The following is an 18983-nucleotide window of genomic DNA, read 5'->3' as shown; positions in this document are numbered from 1 at the left end:
CATTGAACAAGGTTGTCCACTTAAACCTTAGCATCACGTCTTTTTAAACTCTTTAGACAAGGAAGGTTTTAAATGACATATGAAAAACGGGTTCCCCTTCTAGTCTGTTTAGATTCAATCATTGTCTTGACCTCCATTTTTGTTGGGTATTTATTGTTGCATCCCTACACCAGTTTTTATAAAGAGCCCATGCTTTGGGTTAGTTCCATTACTTTATTAATCAGTCACCATTTATTTGCTTCCATCTATCATCTTTATCAGAAGGCATGGGAGTATGCGAGTGTTGGCGAGCTAAAAGCGATCCTGAAAGCAGTCACCTTTTCCATCATTATGACAGCAATTGTCCAATCCCTAGTATATCTAGATGTATACTTTAGAATTTTAGGCATTACATGGATGATGCATGTCTTATTAATTGGGGGATCTCGTTTTTCATGGAGAGTATTCCGAGACCATTACATATCCCCTCATCCTAATCAAAAACGAACGTTGATTGTCGGAGCGGGTTCTGCTGGAACGATGGTAGCACGTCAGCTAATGAAAAATAACAAGGAGCAGCTTTATCCAGTTGCTTTTGTCGATGATGATCACAGTAAGCATCGATTGCAAATCTATGGAATTGAAGTAAAGGGTGGAATTCAAGATATCCCATGTATTGTCGAAAAATATAAAATCAAAAATATTGTGATTGCGATCCCTTCATTAAGCAAGCAGGAAATCAACAAGATTTATGAGGAATGCGCCAAAACAAAGGCGACGACAAAAATTTTCCCATTAATCGAGGATCTGGTAACAGGAAAGGTTTCCATCAATCAAATCCGAGATGTTGAGGTGGAAGATCTACTGGGCCGTGAGCCTGTTGAATTAGATATGAATAGAATTTCGGATAAATTAACGTGTAAAACGGTTCTAGTCACAGGTGCAGGTGGATCGATTGGTTCTGAAATATGCAGGCAAATTGCTAGATTTTCACCGAGAAAGCTACTTCTGCTCGGTCACGGGGAGAATAGCATCTACACCATTGACATGGAATTAAAGCAACAATACGGGCATGAATTTGAAATCATCCCCATTATTGCGGATGTTCAAGATGATGCACGAATCCTTGAAATCATGGATGAGTATCGACCAGATGTGGTGTATCACGCAGCAGCCCATAAGCATGTTCCATTAATGGAATATAATCCGACAGAAGCGGTGAAAAACAATATCATCGGCACAAGAAATGTAGCGGTTGCGGCGGATGCCTTTGGGGTAAAAAATTTCGTTCTGATTTCAACTGATAAGGCCGTGAATCCTCTAAATGTTATGGGAGCCACCAAACGGATCGCGGAGATGATTATACAAAATATGGCAAAGGAAAGTGAAACGAAATTTGTGGCCGTCCGGTTTGGAAATGTTCTGGGGAGTCGCGGGAGTGTCATTCCTGTATTTAAGAAGCAAATTCAAGAGGGCGGTCCTGTTACAGTTACACATCCAGAGATGACCCGTTATTTTATGACGATTCCTGAGGCTTCAAGGCTTGTCATTCAGGCGGGTGCCTTAGCCCGAGGCGGCGAGGTGTTTGTGCTGGATATGGGAGAACCGGTTAAGATTGTGGACCTGGCTAAAAAACTCATTACGCTTTCGGGTTATTCAGTAGAGGAAATTGGAATCACCTTCACGGGAATACGACCAGGTGAGAAGCTGTTTGAAGAGTTGTTGAATGAAAATGAAGTGGGAGAAGCCCAAGTGTTTCCGAAAATTTTTATTGGGAAGGCAGAGCCACTTGGGAAAAAAGAACTTTACTCTGTGATGGAGACATTAATCGGTAAAGATGAAGATGAACTGAAGGAGACGCTTTTGAGGATTGCCAATACGAAAATAGATGTGTGAGTGTAAAACCTCAACAAGGGAGGGTTGAATGGAATGGTCGAAAAGAAAACGGGGACAGGGAGAGAGCGAATCTATCTTTCATCACCACATATGAGTGAGGAAGGATATGAAAAGCAGTATATAAAAGAGGCCTTTGATACAAACTGGATTGCCCCTGTCGGCGAAAATGTGGATGGATTTGAAAAGGAACTGGCAGCGATGGTCGGTTCAAAAGCAGCGGCCGCCCTTTCAACGGGTACAGCAGCCATTCATTTAGCCTTGAAAGCAGCGGGCGTGGGTTCGGGGGATATTGTCTTTTGTCCAACACTTACATTTTCGGCAACGGCGAATCCGATCATCTATCAAAATGCCACTCCTGTTTTTATTGATAGCGATTATGAAACGTGGAATATGTGTCCGCAGGCGCTGGAAGCTGCTTTTTTGAAATATCCAGACGTGAAGGCTGTGATCGTCGTGCATCTCTATGGATTGTCGGCAGATATGGACCCAATCCTGGAGATTTGCCAAAAGCACGGTGTCCCAGTGATTGAAGATGCTGCTGAGTCTTTAGGTACCTATTACAAGGGAAAGCATACGGGCACCTTTGGGGATTACGGGGTTTTCTCATTTAATGGAAACAAAATTATTACAACCTCAGGCGGCGGCATGCTGGTTTCGGACCATGAAGAAAAAATCGAGAAGGTTCGATTTTGGGCAACGCAAAGTAGAGACAAAGCCAGACACTATCAACATAGTGAACTAGGATTTAATTATCGAATGAGTAATGTGCTTGCCGGCATTGGGAGAGGGCAGCTGAAAGTGTTGGATCAAAGAGTAGCAAAGAAGAAAGCGATTTTTGAATTTTATCAGAGAGAGCTGTGTGGACTTGAGGGAGTCCAATTCATGCCAGTGAATGACTGGAATGAGCCGAATTACTGGCTAAGCTGCATGACCGTCAATGGTCGAATTCGTCCCGTGGAGCTGCTGGAGGCACTTGAGAAAGAAAACATTGAATCAAGACCCCTATGGAAACCGATGCATTTGCAGCCATTCTTTGAAGCATATGATTATGTGGGAACGGACGTGACAGAACGGCTGTTTGAAAATGGCGTGTGCTTGCCTAGTGATACAAAGATGAAGGAAGAAGATTTGATAAGAGTGGTAGAGACGATTAAGAAGCTATGGTGAGTGACTGACAGTAGAATGGTTCAACTATGAAATTATGAAAAGTAAGGTGAGTGAGTTGGCAGCGAAGCTAAATATGTACAGAAGATATATAAAAAGACCCATGGATATTCTATTGTCTTTGATGGCGCTGGTCGTTCTGAGTCCTTTCTTTTTAGTCGTTGCCATCCTTGTGAAAATAAAGCTTGGCAGTCCCGTGCTGTTTAAACAGAATCGTCCGGGGTATCGGGAGAAAATCTTTACGATGTATAAGTTTCGAACGATGACCGACGAGAGGGATGAGAAGGGGGAATTATTGCCGGATCATGTGAGATTGACGAAATTTGGAAAGTTTCTTCGCTCCACTTCACTTGATGAGCTCCCTGAGCTTTTTAATATTTTAATAGGGGATATGTCGTTTGTAGGCCCAAGACCATTATTAGTCCAATACCTGCCTCTTTATAATGACCATCAAAAACGACGCCATGAAGTAAGACCAGGCTTAACGGGCTTGGCACAGGTGAGTGGAAGGAATTCGATCAACTGGGATGAGAAATTGAATCTGGATGTCCAGTACGTAGACAACGTTACTTTTATTCATGATTGGAAAATTATCCTTCTCACGATCCAAAAGGTGTGGATCAGAGAAGGGATTTCTCCGGAAAATGCAGCGACAATGGAGCCTTTTGAAGGAACAAAAGAGAAAGGACGAAGCGATGAACAATAAACTTCTGATCATAGGTGCTAGTGGTCACGGGAAAGTGGTTGCTGATATTGCCTTAAAAATGAGTAAGTGGAACAGAATTGCCTTTGTAGATGATAACGAAAGTCTAACATCGTCCATGGGATTCGAGATAGTAGGTAAAACCTTTGATGCCTTCAACTATATTGACGAATACGACATTTTTGTAGCAATTGGAGACAACCGAACAAGGGAGACCTTACAGAAAACACTTGAAATCAAAGAGGCAAGCATCCCTACGTTGATCCATCCTTCAGCGGTATTGGGAGAAGAGGTTGAACTCGAATCAGGAACCGTGATCATGGCGGGTGCTGTAGTGAATTGCTGCACCAAAATCGGCAAGGGCTGCATTATTAATACAGGTGTCACCATTGATCATGACAACGTACTGGAGGATTTTGTTCACGTATCACCAGGGGCTCATGTAGCCGGTACGGTCAAAGTCGGAAAAGGTTCATGGTTAGGTGTCGGGTGCACCATAAAGAATAATGTGTCGATTACAGCCCATTGCATGGTAGGTGCAGGTGCTACAATTGTGAAGGATATCACGGACCCTGGTACCTATATCGGTGTACCGGCGAGGAGAGTATAAAGGATGAAAAGGAAAGTTTGGATATGGAATCATTACGGTACCAAAATGTTTAAAGATCAGGCGGGCAGACATTATTGGTTTGCCGAAAACTTAGTAAAACTTGGGGCTCATCCAACCATATTTTGCGCATCCACCATGCATAATTCAAATGAAAGCATCCCAATGGGCGGCCAGAAATATGCTTCAGACCAGCTCAATGGTATTCCATTTGTGTTCGTCAAAACACCCGAATATAAGGGAAATGGAAGATCGCGAATTCTCAATATGATCACGTTCTATCGAAATCTTTTTCCCGTAGCAAGGCAATATGCCAAACGTTTCGGAAAGCCTGATGTGATTTTGGCTTCAAGTGTTCACCCTCTTACCCTGATTGCAGGGATTAAAATCGCCAAAAAGCTTGGGATTCCATGTATTTGTGAAATAAGAGATTTATGGCCTGAAACGATTGTTGCGTATGGCGCATTAAAAAGAAGCAGTATCATCGCAAAACTTTTATACCTTGGTGAAAAATGGATCTACAAAAAGGCAGATGCATTAATTTTCACAATGGAAGGCGGAAAGGATTATATCGTTGATAAGGGCTGGGATCAAGAAAATGGTGGGCCGATTGATCTAAACAAGGTCCATCATATCAATAATGGCGTTGATCTCGAGATGTTTGACTATAACAGGGAATTTCACACGGTAGAGGATGAGGATCTAAACAATAAAGAAACCTTTAAGGTGATTTATACAGGGTCGATCGGAAAAGCAAACAACGTGAAAAAATTGGTGGAAGCAGCCGAATATATCGAATTCTTGGGATATCAACATATAAAACTTTTAATCTATGGGGATGGACCAGAGAAAGAAGCATTAGAAAAATACTGCCAATCTAAGGATCTGCAAAATATTACGTTTAAAGGGTTTGTAGAGAAAAATAAAATCCCCTACATTCTCAGTAAATCAAACGTGAACATCATGCATTTTGAACAAAATTCGCTTAAAAGATATGGAGCCAGTCTGAATAAAATGTTTGAGTATTTTGCTAGCGGGAAGCCGACTATTTCGGATTGTGAGTTTGGCTATGATCAGATTCAAAAATATCAGTGCGGGATGGTGGTCGACAACGCGAATGTCAAACAACTAAGTGAAGCGATCATTCAATTTTCACAAATGTCTAAAGCCGAATATACCCTTTATTGCCAAAATGCACGGATTGCTGCACAGGATTATGACTTTACTAGATTAACAGAGAAACTGGTGGATGTATTAGGAGTTGAAAAGAAGGAGATTCAGGAGACCTACGTGGGATCGAATATAGATCGATGATTGAAGGTTCTGGGAATAGGGAGAGTCGTAGGATGATGTCTCACGCCCTTTTTCAAGCGAAGGAAGAAGGATTATGTCCTTGAGAAGGGGTCTCACGCCCTTTTTCAAGCGGAGAAAGTAGGATTATGTCCTTGAGAAGAGGTCTCACGCCCTTTTTCAGTCAGAAGAAGAAGGTTTATATCCATGAAAAGGGTTGTAAAGCCCTTTTTTCAAGCGAAGGAATAGGGATTACGTCCTTGAACAAAAAGGAGCGAAACGGGGGGAACAACAGGATGAGCGTACAGAAACCAAATGCGGATAGCTTGAAACAAAAATTGTTGAACAAAAGTGCCACACTTGGAGTGGTCGGCTTGGGTTATGTAGGGCTGCCACTTGCTGTAGAGAAAGCGAAAGCTGGGTTTAAAACGATTGGTTTTGATATACAAGAGCACAAGGTAGAGATGGTAAATGCTGGTCAAAATTATATTGGCGACGTCGTGAATGAGGACCTTCAAGAAATCGTGCATTCCGGACTTCTTTCTGCGACAACCGATTTTGCCCAGGTCGCGAAGGCGGACTGTGTGTGTATTTGTGTCCCTACGCCGCTTGATGTCCATCAGCAGCCAGATATTAGTTATGTGAGATCTAGCGCAGAAGCAATCGTTCCCCATATGCATAAAGAGATGCTAATCGTATTAGAATCAACCACCTATCCAGGAACGACAGAGGATCTCCTGAAGCCGATCCTGGAAACATCCGGGCTTAGATGTGGGGTAGACTTTTATCTAGCCTTTTCTCCGGAGCGTGTCGATCCCGGAAATCTAATTTATAAGACGAAAAACACTCCCAAAGTCGTTGGAGGAATGACTCCCCATTGTACGGACGTAGCCGCTACCCTATACGAAAGCATTCTAGAAGCACCGATTCATCGCGTCTCATCTCCAGCGGTTGCCGAAATGGAAAAAATCTTAGAAAATACCTACCGAAATGTCAATATTGGACTTGTGAATGAGCTAGCGATTTTATGTAACAAAATGGGTCTTAATTTATGGGAAGTCATCGATGCGGCAAAATCGAAGCCATATGGCTTTCAGGCCTTTTATCCAGGACCAGGACTGGGCGGGCATTGTATTCCGCTTGATCCATACTATCTTTCCTGGAAGGCGCGTGAATATGGCTTCCATACCAGCATGATTGAATCCTCCATGATGGTGAATGACCGAATGCCTGAGTACTGTGCCGAGAGAGCAAGTAAAATCCTTAATCAAAGCGAAAAAGCGATAAAGGGTTCCAAAATCCTCATGCTTGGCGTGGCCTATAAACAGGATATTGATGATTACCGGGAAAGCCCTGCTATCAGAGTCATTGAAGAGTTAGAAAAGGGAGGAGCAGAGGTCGTTTACTATGATCCTTTCGTGAAGGAGTATCGTGATCATGGCATAGTAAAAAAGGGAGAATCTCAATTATCAGCGGAACTGATTCAAAGCGCTGACTTAGTAATCATTACGACTGCCCATACAACGGTCGATTACTCCTTTGTCCAACAACACGCAAAGGCCATCTTTGATACGAAAAATGCAATGAAGGAAATTCAGAATCGAGAAAATATCGAATTATTATAGAGGGAGAGATTCTGTTGAGTTTACGATTTGTCTTAATTGGATGTGGAAGAATTTCGCCAAATCATATTGCTGCGGCGATCGAAAATAAATTGGAATTGGTTGCTTTATGTGACATCGTACCTGAAAAAATGCAGGAGAAAATTCGTCAACATCAACTTCCTCCAGCTACTGCTCAATATACCGACTATAGAGAGATGCTCCAAAAGGAAAAACCACAACTCGTAGCAATTTGCACGGAGAGCGGAAAGCACGGGCAAATCGCGTTAGATTGTATTGACGCCGGCTGCCATGTGATTATTGAAAAACCGATTGCTCTTTCACTGCAGGAAGTGGATGAAATCATCGCTAGAGCAAAGGAAAAAAAAGTGAAGGTGAGTGCATGCCATCAAAATCGGTTTAACAAATCGATTCAAAAGATAAGAGAAGCAGTCGAACAAAATCGATTTGGAAAGCTTCTACATGGAACGGCCCATATCCGCTGGAACAGGGGGGAAGATTATTATAAGCAAGCTCCTTGGCGAGGAACATGGGAGCAGGATGGCGGTGCCCTGATGAACCAGTGTATTCATAATATTGATCTCCTCCGGTGGATGATGGGCAACGAAATTACTGAAGTCATCGGGCTGACAGATAACCTGAACCATCCCTTTATCGAAGCGGAAGACTTAGGGATGGCGCTCATTAAGTTTGCCAATGGAAGCTATGGGGTCATAGAAGGAACAACAAATATTTATCCCAAAAATCTAGAAGAAACGCTCTATCTATTTGGAGAAAAAGGCACGGTCAAAGCAGGTGGGAACTCGGTTAATAGAATTGAAGAATGGCAGTTTGCCGATGGGCTGGATGATCCAGATGAAGTGAAGCAGGAGTTTCAGGAAAACCCTCCAAATGTCTATGGATTTGGGCATATTCCGTTATACGCGGACGTCATAGACGCTATCCAAAACGATCGAGAACCATACGTGACGGCAGAGGATGGAAGAAGGGCGTTAGAACTTGTTCTGGCGATTTACCAATCATCGCTACAAGGGAAAAGTGTGAAGCTTCCGATGGAAAAGGGCAGCACGTTGGATTTCAGGGGGAGTATGTAGATGAACTACTTTATTCATGAAAGCAGTTATATCGATGAAGGAGTAACAATCGGGGAAGGCACTAAGATTTGGCATTTTTCTCATATTCAAAAAGGGGCTGTTATCGGAAAAAATTGCTCGTTAGGTCAAAATGTGAATATCTCAAACCACGTCAAAATTGGAAATGGGGTCAAAATCCAGAACAATGTTTCCGTATACGAAGGGGTCGAGCTAGAGGATTATGTATTTTGTGGACCGTCTATGGTCTTTACCAACGACTTAACACCTAGAAGTAAATATCCGAAAGGAGCTGCAGGATATAAAAGGACACTTGTGAAGCACGGGGCGACGATTGGGGCAAACACGACGATTGTGTGCGGAATTACGATTGGTCGGTGGGCCATGATCGCAGCCGGAGCGGTCGTAACAAAGGACGTTCCGGACCATGCCTTAATTTTCGGAGTACCTGGGAAACAAAATGGCTGGGTATGCGAATGCGGGAAGGCTCTAAAGGATGGATTGACATGTATGGAATGTGGGAAAGCGTATTTCCTTTGCGAAGGAGGACTAAAAGAGATATCAGAATAGACGAATGATATGGAGGTGGAAATGAATACATGATGGAATTTAGAGACTTAAAGACTCAGTACCACACCTATAAGAAGGAGATTGATTCTGCCATACAGGAAGTCCTGGAAGGCGCCCATTTTATTGGAGGTAAACAAGTGGGAGAACTCGAAGAACAATTAGCTCGCTATGTCGGGGTCAAACACTGTATTTCTTGTGGTAATGGAACAGAGGCCATGACGCTGGTGTTGATGGCATGGGGGATCGGAGAAGGAGATGCGGTATTTGTCCCAGACTTTACCTTCTTTTCAACAGGAGAAGTCGTATCCTTTAGAGGGGCTACACCGGTTTTTGTCGATGTCGATCGGGATACGTTTAATATCGATCCGAACTCATTAGAAAAAGCCATTATGAAAACAGTGGAAGAAGAAAGGTTAACACCAAAGGCGATTATTCCGGTTGACTTATTTGGTCTTCCGGCAGATTATGAAAAAATCGAGAAAATAGCGAAAAAGTATGGGTTACTCGTATTAGAAGATGGAGCACAGGGTTTTGGAGGGAGTATGAATGGAAAAAGAGCCTGTAGCTTTGGAGATGCCGCTACGACTTCCTTTTTTCCTGCGAAGCCTTTAGGCTGTTACGGGGATGGGGGAGCGATCTTCACGGATGATGACGAATTAGCAGAGTTAATCCAGTCCTTGAAGGTTCATGGGAAAGGAACTCATAAATATGACAATGTAAGAATTGGTGTCAATTCCAGGTTAGACACCATCCAAGCAGCGGTTTTAAAGGTGAAGCTAAAGGCATTTATCGACCATGAATTATCCGATATTAATAAAGTATACAGGCAGTATAACGAAAGACTCTCATCTATCGTCGAAACCCCTGTTATCCCGGAAGGCTACTATTCAAGCTTTGCACAGTATACCATTAAGCTAAAAAGTAAAAGACAAAGAGATTACTTGCAGGCTAAGCTTAAAGAATACGGCATTCCCAGTATGATTTACTACGCTAAACCGATGCACAAACAAAGGGCATTTGAAGAGTACGATTATGATGACAAGGAGTTTCCCGTAGCGAATGAGCTTAGTGACATTGTGCTGTCATTACCGATCCATCCTTATATGGGTGAAGATGAAGTGATGGCGGTCACGAAGGTGATCAAGATGGTTTTAAATGGAGACAATGTCATATGAAAATATTGCATATCAACTCCTACTATGGCGGCGGAATGTTTTATAAACATTTATACGATAGGCAAAAAGACCAAGGGGTAGAGATCGATGTGTATGTTCCAGTATCAAATGCCGTGAATCTATCAAACGTAAATCTTGGCGATTACACAACAGTCAGTACCAATCACAGTAAATATGATCGATTTTTCTTCCATATTAAACATCATAAAATTGTAAAGGACGTCAAGAACAAATATGACATCCGGGATTATGACATGGTCCATGCCCATTCTCTATTCTCTAATGGTTATATCGCATGGAAGTTAAAGAAAGAGTTTGGAATTCCTTATATGGTAGCTATAAGAAATACGGATGTGAATTATTTTTTCAAATATATGATTCATCTAAGAAAACTGGGTGTTGAGATTTTAAAAGAAGCAGACAACATCATTTGTTTATCGGAATCCTATAAAAATACGGTAATGGAGACCTGCGTTCCTGAACATCTTACATGTGAAATTAGCAGAAAAGTAGAAATTGTCCCAAACGGAATTGATGACTTTTGGTTTAAAAATAGATCCCATTATAAAGAGTCTCCTTCTAAAGATGATTTGAAATTAATGTATGCAGGAGTTGTTAATAAACGAAAAAATGTGTTAACCACCACAAAAGCAATCGAACTTCTCATACAGAGAGGATATCAGGTTACATTCACAGTTGTGGGAAGAATGGAAGACCCAACGATCGGTCAGACATTAAAATCAATGCCTTTTGTTCAATATATCGAGCCGAAGCAGAAGGAAGAGCTAATCAACATTTATCGTGATCATGATATTTTTGTGATGCCATCGATCTCAGAAACGTTTGGGCTCGTTTACCCTGAGGCGATGAGTCAGGGATTGCCCGTTATTTATAGTCAAGGTCAGGGCTTTGATGGACAGTTCGACGAAGGAGTCGTGGGTTATTCTGTCACCTCTACCTCTGCAGAAGAAGTCGCGGATGCGATCGAGGGGATTTTGAATAACTATGAGGTCCTGTCAACTAATTGCGTGGAAAAGGTGGATCAGTTCCATTGGAATAAAATATCGGAGGACTATTTCAACCTTTACACCCAGATCATGGAACAAAATAAGTGAGGCTTATGAGCATGAAAATAGTGAAAACGATATCTGATGATAGGAAAATAAGCATCGCGTTAATGGCTTCCTATGTGGTGCTTACCATCCAGTATTTTATTTTAATCTCCTTTAACTTAATGGATACGGGCAGTGGTGCGGTGGTACAGCTCCTGTCAAAAGGATTGGTAGGATTCTTTTTCCTGTACTCTTTGCCTGTCGTGCTGAAAAAAAGGAGAATGCTATTGATAGGAAGCTACTTTATCGCCATTTTGGTGTTTCTCCTTCATTTTCTGTTCTTTCCGGAAAATCGAATCTATATAGGAGAAATAAGCTTTTCCTTTTTCTTCATGTGCATGCCCGCGTTTTTGTATAGCCTATGCCTTAATGACTGGAAGGTTCTAAAGGATATTATGAAAAAGGCAAGCTGGATTGTGTTTGGATTTGGAACGATTGCCGGCATTCAAATCGTCTTAGGCGGGGCTGAAGCAGGTACATACAGTATGGCACTTTCCTATTATCTTCTCCTGCCGGCCATCCTACTGATTGATGAATTTTTTGATACGTTCTCCCTCAAAGCCCTATTTTGTGCGTTGGTTGCAGTGCTGGTCATACTGGCATTAGGAGCGCGAGGGGCGATCCTGTGTATCGCGATCTTTATGGTGTTGAAAATGCTTAGCCCTCAATCGAAGCTTCATTATAAAAAGATCTTTTTCTATCTCACTGTTATGGCGAGTACGATGTTGGTGCTCGTTAATCTTGAAAACATTCTTGTCTCGCTTTACGATTTTTTATTAAAGTTTGGGATTAATAGTCGGAGCTTAATGCTCTTTTTAAATAATGAAGAGATTCATTTAAGCGGCAGGGAACCTATTTATCAATATGTTCTGGGGGAAATCGCGAACCATCCCTTACGAGGAGTAGGTATTGGCGGGGATCGAGTCGGAGGATTAGGATACAGTCATAACTTTTTTTTAGAAATAGGGGCTAATTTTGGCGTGATGATGGGCGGAATACTGGCGATGGGACTGATCAGCTTAATTGTACGTTCCTTCTTTTTAAAAAATAAAGAAAAAAGCAATATGGTGATCATCTGGCTGTGTTTAGGGTTCGTCCATTTAATGGTGAGTGGGTCATATTTAACGGAAATGAAATTTTGGATATTGCTTGGTCTGTTGATCAATGTTCATTTTTTAGTTCCGTCAAAGGGAGAGAGCATACATGCTCAAAAAGAAAATCATCATCGATACGATTTTAAATATCATCGCTACGGCTCTGCCCATCCTGATTCTTCAGCTCGTGATTTTACCCGTCATCGGTTCAAGACTCGGTGATGTTCAATATGGCTTGGTTATCACATTAGTCAGTCTTTCCACTTTACTAAGCCAGCCGTTTGGGAATGTCCTGAATAATATAAGGCTACTGACCAATATCGATTATGAAAAGAAGCAGATAGAGGGTGATTTTAATATTCTGCTTCTTGGTGCTGTTGTCATTAATGCATGTATGATGATTGTCGGTACGATCTACTACGAGGGGGCTTTTTCCTTTAGTAGTGTACTCTTCATGATTTTGCTTTCCTGTTTAAATCTAACGAGAGAGTATTTAATCGTGAGTTTTCGGATTACGTTAAATTATAAAGCCATCCTCATCAATAATGTCATTTTAGGGATTGGATATGGATTGGGCTTGCTCGTCTTTTGGATAACAGGGTATTGGCCATTTATTTATATCGTAGGGTCAGCCTTGAGTCTGCTTTATATCATGAGACATTCGATTCTTTTAAAAGAAAAACTAACAAGAACCCCGTTATTTAAAAAAACAACGTATAAGAGTTTCATTTTATTTTTGTCAACGTTTATGAAAAACGTTTTAATCTATGCAGACAAACTTTTAATTTTTCCCTTAATCGGACCAGCGGCGGTGTCCGTTTATTATACGGCAACCATTTTGGGAAAAATCATCTCCATGGCAATTACACCGGTGAGCAGTGTCATGCTAAGTTATTTGGCGAGAATGGAAAAAATGAAAAGGCAGCACTTTTTTTATGTGTTGTTCCTTTCCCTTGTCATCGGGGTAATCGGTTATTTTGTCACGGTATTGATCAGTCATCCTGTTTTACAATTCCTATATCCAAAATGGGCGGAGGAGTCGATGAAATTAATCCCGATCACGATAGCCACGGCGATGATTGACATGATGGCCTCTACGATCCATCCGATTGTACTCCGGTTTAACCATATGAACTGGCAGATGGTCATCAGTGCCACGAATGTCATCATCTATATGGTAGGGGTCATCCTCTTTTACCATTTATACGGTTTAATGGGATTTGCGATAGGGGGATTAGCTGCAAGTATCGTGAAAGTATTACTCATGATATCGATCTACCTCTTAAATGATTTCAAGAAGAAACAAGTGAAAACGTCTGCTGGTGCTTAGAAAAGGAAAGAAACACAGGGACGGTTCTTTTTGTTTCACTCTGAAGATGTCTGCTGATGCGCAAAAGTTGGGCATGAGGTGTTTCATTCCCAAAGGTGTCATTTAATCGGAAAGGAATGAATGGAATGATCACATTATCAAATATCCATAAGTCCTATAGATCAGCTGCTGGAAAGGAGTTAGTGCTGAAGAATTTGGACTTCTCTATAGACAAAGGTGAATATGTGGCCATTATGGGTTCATCGGGGTCAGGGAAAAGTACGCTAATGAATATTATAGGAACACTTGAAACGGCGGATGCTGGTGAATATAGGTATGAAGACAGGAGGATTAACACCCTGAGTAAGGGGAAGCTGACGCAACTCCGGAATGAACAGATGGGGTTTGTTTTTCAAAACTTTCAGCTGATCCCGAATCTATCGATCTATCAAAACGTCATGCTTCCACTTATTTATAATCGAAAGTGGTTCATTCGTAAAAAGGAATACGTGCGAAAAGCAATCGAATCAGTTGGGTTACAGGCAAAAATGAGGCAGAAGCCCCATCAGCTATCAGGCGGTCAAAAGCAACGTGTAGCCATTGCGAGAGCGATTGTGAATGAGCCGGCCCTTTTGTTGGCAGATGAGCCGACTGGGAGCTTGGATGAGGAAAATACAGAGTTTATCCTGAATATTTTCGATGATTTACATCAAAAAGGGGTGACCATTATTTTGATCACACATGATGCAGAGGTAGCGAAAAGAGCTCAAAGGACCATGATGTTAAAAGGCGGGGTGCTGAAGGAGGTTCAGTTATGAAGCTCGTTACTTCATTTCAATTAGCATGTCTAGGACTTTGGGCGAATAAATTTCGTGTGCTGTTATCCATGTTGGGCATTATCATTGGCGTATTTGCTGTTATCGTTTTGTCATCGATTGCGCTTGGAGTCAAGGATACCATTATGAAGCAATTAGGTGGACTAGGTGCAGAGCAGATGATGGTTGTTCCTGGACGGGTGTTAGGGGACGAAACCGGCAACTTTAATTTTATGAGCGGGATGTCTGGTGCTCCTAGTACGTTGACCTACAACGATGTGAAGGAAATTGAAAAGGTGGATTCCGTGGAGTCCGTTACACCTATACTTGAAACAGTCGGAAGAATTGACTATAAGAAAAGTGAACAAAAGAATGCCGTAGCGGTTGAAGGGCTGATCATCGGGACGAGTGTGACTTATCCAGACGTAATGCATACGGGTTTAGCGGAAGGACGCTTTTTTTCAAAGGAAGAGGCAGAAGGGATGGAGCGGGTTGTTGTACTCGGCAGTAGAATCCATTCCGCCTTGCTGGAGGAGCAAATGCAAGAACCGGTGATGGAAGAGGGCGGTAACGATGGACAGAATCAGAAATGGTGGCAGAGGATGTTCGATTGGCTTATCGGAACGAGCGTAAGAGCGGAAGAGGTCAAACCAACATTAGTGGGAAAGGAAGTTCTGATCCATGGTGTGCCCTTTAAGGTAGTGGGTGTATTAGAACCGCAAGCAACCCTCGGGATGACGACGGATAATAGTATCGTGATTCCTATTGAAATGGTACTAGAAGTGACGAGTGTGAAGAACTTAACGAGTATTTATGTACAGCCGAATGGGGTTGACGAGCTAGAACAAGTGGAAAAGGACGTGTACTCCGCTGTTCGGGTCCATCATTCAGAAGCCGATTTTAGTATTGTCAAACAAACGGAGATGCTAGAAGCCATTAATAAGGTGACACAAATCTTACAGGTGATGCTGACGGGCATTACAGCCATCGCTTTACTCATTAGTGGTGTCGGGATCATGAACGTCATGGTCATGTCCGTTCGAGAGCGGACACGCGAAATCGGAATTCGAAAAGCATTAGGGGCTTCCACCATCGAAATCCTATACCAATTTTTCTTTGAAACCCTGCTGCTGTGCACATTGGGTGGAGCAATCGGGCTCGCGTTGGGCTTTGGTTTTGTAGAATGGTGGAATGGGTCCATATCGATCTTTTCCCTATCCATGCCGATATGGCTTGTCAAACTCGCCCTGTTCTCATCAATCGGGATCGGGTGCATTTGCGGCATCTATCCAGCCATTAAAGCTGCGCGATTGCAGCCTAATAAGGCGTTAAGGTTTGAGTAAGGGAACTGGGGCGCAGGGACAGGACCCGTGACTCATTGAGTTATGAGACCTGTCCCTCACTCAAGACGAGATAGAAGATAAAGCGGATCTTATGTTTGCGGAAGCGAACTAGGGGTCCGTTTTTTTGTTGTGTAGTAGTGAGAAGGGGGGAAGGGAATCTCACTTTGATGTCTAACTCTAGGTTCAAAATGAAACGCTGAGAACCGTCCCCCATGTTTCTTCGGAAGTTGCAAAAGCACAATAAGTGGGACCTGTTCCTCTGACTCATAAAAAAGATACAGGAAGCAGAAATTGATTCTATTACTCTGACAGGATAAAATGTAGAAGCGGAACTAAAATGAGAAATTGTAAAGGAACTCTATTTTTATTGATTATTTACGATTGCTTGCTTAGAAAAGCAGGGGAAAAGTTAGCTAAAGAACTAAAAGGCTTTTTGCATACAGGGGAAAATGAAACGCTGAGAACCGTCCCCGTGTATCGAGAAATGAGGGGGTAAATATGAATTCTTATCTAGATCCAAATTTGAAGGTATTTTCTTTAAGCTCCAATCGTGAGTTGGCTGGGCAAATTGCGGATGCGATTGGGCTTGAGCTTGGCAAATGTTCTGTTGCTCGATTTAGCGACGGAGAAATTCAAATCCATATTGAAGAAAGTGTACGTGGATGTGATGTGTTTGTGGTTCAATCCACGAATGCTCCGGTGAATGAACACTTAATGGAACTATTAATCATGGTGGATGCCTTGAAACGCGCCTCGGCGAAATCCATTACAGCGGTCGTTCCGTACTATGCCTATGCTCGTTCAGACCGGAAAGCGAAACCGCGTGAACCGATTACGTCCAAGCTAGTTGCCAACCTTCTGCAAAAAGCGGGAGCAACCCGGATGATGACAATTGATTTTCACGCTCCACAACTACAAGGTTTTTTCAATATCCCAATCGATCACTTAGTCGGAATGCCGATTTTGGCTCAGTACTTATTGGACCAACAGTTGGACGGAGAGGATATTGTCGTTGTAACGCCGAACCACAATGGCGTGTCACGTGCTCGTAAATTAGCGGAGTATTTACATGCACCGATTGCGATTATTGACAAGCGCAGACCTCATCCAGATGAAGTGGAAATCACGACCATGGTAGGGGAAGTCAACGGAAAAGTGTGTATTCTTATTGATGACATGATCAACACTGCAGATACAATCACATTGAGTGCAAAGACATTAGTCGAAAACGGGGCGAAGGAAGTATATGCGGCTGTTACCCATCCAATCCTTTCTGAAAATGCGATTGAAAAAATTGAACGTGCCCCGATTAAAGAATTAATCGTCACGAATACAATTAAACTCCCTGAAGAGAAGAGAATTGATAAACTAACATACTTGTCTGTAGGGGAATTAATAGGAGAAGCCATAATTCGGGTTCACGAAGAAAAACCCGTCAGTGTGTTATTTGAGTGAGGACCTGTCCCTCTGACTCATCACTCTGTCCAAAAAGGGGTATTCTAGCGTTTGCGATAGCAAATGCTAGAATACCCCTTTGTCATGCTCTATTATTGAAAGTGATTAAAATGACAATGATTAAGAGTAGGCAAAAAAAGATGATGCCTTGCGGCACCATCTCTAGTAATTCTTGCTCAAAAGTGAAACAAGTAGAACCGTCCCTACGTTTCAACAACGGCCCCAAGAATCATCTAGTAATACACCCCAACACCAGGCCCAAATGGAATTCCTAAGAATACAAAGATTAGCAATAGGATAATCCAGACTGCTAGGAAGATTAGGTTGTATGGTAGCATTAGTGAAATCAATGTTCCCATACCGGCTTTTTTATCATATTCTCTGATAAACCCTAGTACTACTACGAAATATGGGTTCATTGGAGTTAAGGTATTGGTAGCTGATTCAGCGATTCGGTATGCTGCCTGAATGAATGCTGGATGATAGCCTAATAGATAGAACATTTTTAAAAACACTGGAGCCTCTAGTGCCCACAACGCTGCTCCACTAAAGACCAACAGGTTTAACAAAGCGGTTAGCAAAGTAAAAGCAACCACGACAATAATGCCTGTAACCCCAACGTTTTGTAAGAAGTTTGCGCCGCTGACAGCTAACCATGATCCAATATTGGACCATTCAAAGTAGGCAATAAACTGTGCTGCCGCAAAGATCAGAACGATAAAACTGGACATGTACTTTAACGCTTCTCCCATATATTTTGGGACATCTTTGGAGCTATTAATTTTATTAACCGTCACTCCGTAAGCAACCGCAACGGTAATGAAGAACAAGGTAACAATCGGTACAATCCCAGCAAGTAAAGGCGATGGGATTAAACCGCCATTTTCGTTACGAAGGAATGAGTCCGGAATAAAGATTAAAACCAATAATAAACCAATATACACGAGCGCTGCAATCCCTGCATTACGCAAACCTTTCTTTTCAAGAGGGGTTGTATCATGAAACTCCTTTTTCATGTCTCCCTCATAGGTGCCAAGTCTTGGTTCCACGATTTTCTCTGTGATCCATGCCCCTACGATAGAGAGTACGATGGCTGATACCGCCATGAAGTACCAGTTATCCACTGGCGTAACGGTAACACTTGCATTCATTGATTCCATAACTTGGGATGATATCCCGGACATTACGGCATCTGTGTTCGTAATTAGAATGTTAGCGGTAAAACCTGATCCTACTCCGGCAAATCCGGCAGCAAGACCGGCTAATGGATGTCTCCCTACGTTATAAAATACCATAGCGGCAAGTGGGGGAATGATCACAAAGGCTGCATCTCCAGCGATATTCCCAATGATTCCCGTAAAAACGACCGCGTAGGTAATAATCGCTTTTGGTGCCCGTAGAATTGTATTTTTAATAAATGTTTCAAGTAACCCCACCTTGTCAGCTAGACCAATCCCAAGCATCATCGTTAATACAATTCCGAGTGGTCCGAACCCGACAAAATTCTTCAATGTGGAAGTCAGCATAAACTGAAGTCCTTCTTTAGATAACAAACTCTTAATCGCAACGATTTCCCCGGTTCCGGGCTGTTCAAAGGTTATATTAAATAAAGAGATGACCCATGATACAATCGCGACGAGTACAGCTAGTGAAACAAACAGAATAAACGGATCAGGAAGCTTGTTACCAACCCGCTCAATCCCATTTAAAAATCGAACAAATTTACCTTTTTCTTGATGTGTGTCCATATTTGTTTTT

At 42.2% G+C, this 18983-nt stretch carries 17 protein-coding genes; 16 read left to right on the top strand and 1 reads right to left on the bottom strand.

What is annotated here, in order from left to right; all coding sequences use genetic code 11:
- Positions 1-72: 72 nt before the first annotated feature.
- The 16 genes from Q5760_RS22870 (at position 73) to Q5760_RS22795 (ending at position 17225) form a co-directional block, all read left to right on the top strand.
- The gene (locus Q5760_RS22870; RefSeq protein WP_428909853.1) at positions 73-1875 is read left to right on the top strand and encodes a polysaccharide biosynthesis protein; all 1803 of its coding nucleotides are present in this window, start codon (positions 73-75) and stop codon (positions 1873-1875) included.
- Positions 1876-1908: 33 nt separating this feature from the next.
- On the top strand, positions 1909-3042 hold the full coding sequence (locus Q5760_RS22865; protein ID WP_428909852.1) for a DegT/DnrJ/EryC1/StrS family aminotransferase: 1134 nt from the start codon (positions 1909-1911) through the stop codon (positions 3040-3042).
- Positions 3043-3076: 34 nt separating this feature from the next.
- The gene (locus Q5760_RS22860) at positions 3077-3745 is read left to right on the top strand and encodes a sugar transferase (protein ID WP_428909851.1); all 669 of its coding nucleotides are present in this window, start codon (positions 3077-3079) and stop codon (positions 3743-3745) included.
- Complete coding sequence (locus Q5760_RS22855) at positions 3735-4352, top strand: acetyltransferase (RefSeq protein WP_428909850.1); 618 nt, start codon at positions 3735-3737, stop codon at positions 4350-4352. Before Q5760_RS22860 ends, Q5760_RS22855 begins: the two co-directional genes overlap by 11 nt.
- 3 nt (positions 4353-4355) lie before the next feature.
- A complete protein-coding gene (locus Q5760_RS22850) occupies positions 4356-5663 on the top strand; it encodes a glycosyltransferase family 4 protein (protein WP_428909849.1) in 1308 nt (435 codons plus the stop codon).
- A gap of 272 nt (positions 5664-5935) precedes the next feature.
- The gene (locus tag Q5760_RS22845) at positions 5936-7264 is read left to right on the top strand and encodes a nucleotide sugar dehydrogenase (RefSeq protein WP_428909848.1); all 1329 of its coding nucleotides are present in this window, start codon (positions 5936-5938) and stop codon (positions 7262-7264) included.
- Between the two features lie 14 nt (positions 7265-7278).
- Positions 7279-8355, top strand: a complete 1077-nt coding sequence (locus Q5760_RS22840) for a Gfo/Idh/MocA family protein (protein ID WP_428909847.1) — start codon at positions 7279-7281, stop codon at positions 8353-8355.
- Complete coding sequence (locus Q5760_RS22835) at positions 8356-8922, top strand: DapH/DapD/GlmU-related protein (RefSeq protein ID WP_428909846.1); 567 nt, start codon at positions 8356-8358, stop codon at positions 8920-8922.
- 29 nt (positions 8923-8951) lie between these two features.
- Positions 8952-10097 (top strand): DegT/DnrJ/EryC1/StrS family aminotransferase, encoded by a 1146-nt coding sequence (locus tag Q5760_RS22830; RefSeq protein ID WP_428909845.1) that lies wholly within the window; start codon positions 8952-8954, stop codon positions 10095-10097.
- Positions 10094-11212 (top strand): glycosyltransferase family 4 protein, encoded by a 1119-nt coding sequence (locus Q5760_RS22825; protein WP_428909844.1) that lies wholly within the window; start codon positions 10094-10096, stop codon positions 11210-11212. The genes Q5760_RS22830 and Q5760_RS22825 overlap by 4 nt, the downstream gene beginning before the upstream one ends.
- 119 nt (positions 11213-11331) lie before the next feature.
- Complete coding sequence (locus tag Q5760_RS22820) at positions 11332-12525, top strand: O-antigen ligase family protein (RefSeq protein WP_428909843.1); 1194 nt, start codon at positions 11332-11334, stop codon at positions 12523-12525.
- Positions 12413-13633 (top strand): lipopolysaccharide biosynthesis protein, encoded by a 1221-nt coding sequence (locus Q5760_RS22815; RefSeq protein ID WP_428909842.1) that lies wholly within the window; start codon positions 12413-12415, stop codon positions 13631-13633. Before Q5760_RS22820 ends, Q5760_RS22815 begins: the two co-directional genes overlap by 113 nt.
- A gap of 125 nt (positions 13634-13758) precedes the next feature.
- Positions 13759-14430 (top strand): ABC transporter ATP-binding protein, encoded by a 672-nt coding sequence (locus Q5760_RS22810; protein ID WP_428912665.1) that lies wholly within the window; start codon positions 13759-13761, stop codon positions 14428-14430.
- The gene (locus tag Q5760_RS22805) at positions 14427-15770 is read left to right on the top strand and encodes an ABC transporter permease (protein ID WP_428909841.1); all 1344 of its coding nucleotides are present in this window, start codon (positions 14427-14429) and stop codon (positions 15768-15770) included. Before Q5760_RS22810 ends, Q5760_RS22805 begins: the two co-directional genes overlap by 4 nt.
- 337 nt (positions 15771-16107) lie before the next feature.
- Positions 16108-16266: a hypothetical protein gene (locus tag Q5760_RS22800; protein ID WP_428909840.1), complete on the top strand. Its 159-nt coding sequence runs from the start codon at positions 16108-16110 to the stop codon at positions 16264-16266.
- Positions 16267-16268: 2 nt separating this feature from the next.
- Complete coding sequence (locus Q5760_RS22795) at positions 16269-17225, top strand: ribose-phosphate diphosphokinase (RefSeq protein WP_428909839.1); 957 nt, start codon at positions 16269-16271, stop codon at positions 17223-17225.
- A 233-nt stretch (positions 17226-17458) separates the two neighbouring features.
- Here the strand turns inward: Q5760_RS22795 and Q5760_RS22790 are convergent, their stop codons facing one another.
- The gene (locus tag Q5760_RS22790) at positions 17459-18973 is read right to left on the bottom strand and encodes an AbgT family transporter (RefSeq protein ID WP_428909838.1); all 1515 of its coding nucleotides are present in this window, start codon (positions 18971-18973) and stop codon (positions 17459-17461) included.
- Positions 18974-18983 lie beyond the last annotated feature (10 nt).

It is taken from the genome of Niallia sp. Kr1, assembly GCF_050389805.1.
Taxonomy (GTDB): domain Bacteria; phylum Bacillota; class Bacilli; order Bacillales; family Cytobacillaceae; genus Bacillus_BD.
This window is presented reverse-complemented; position numbering and strand designations above follow the sequence as displayed.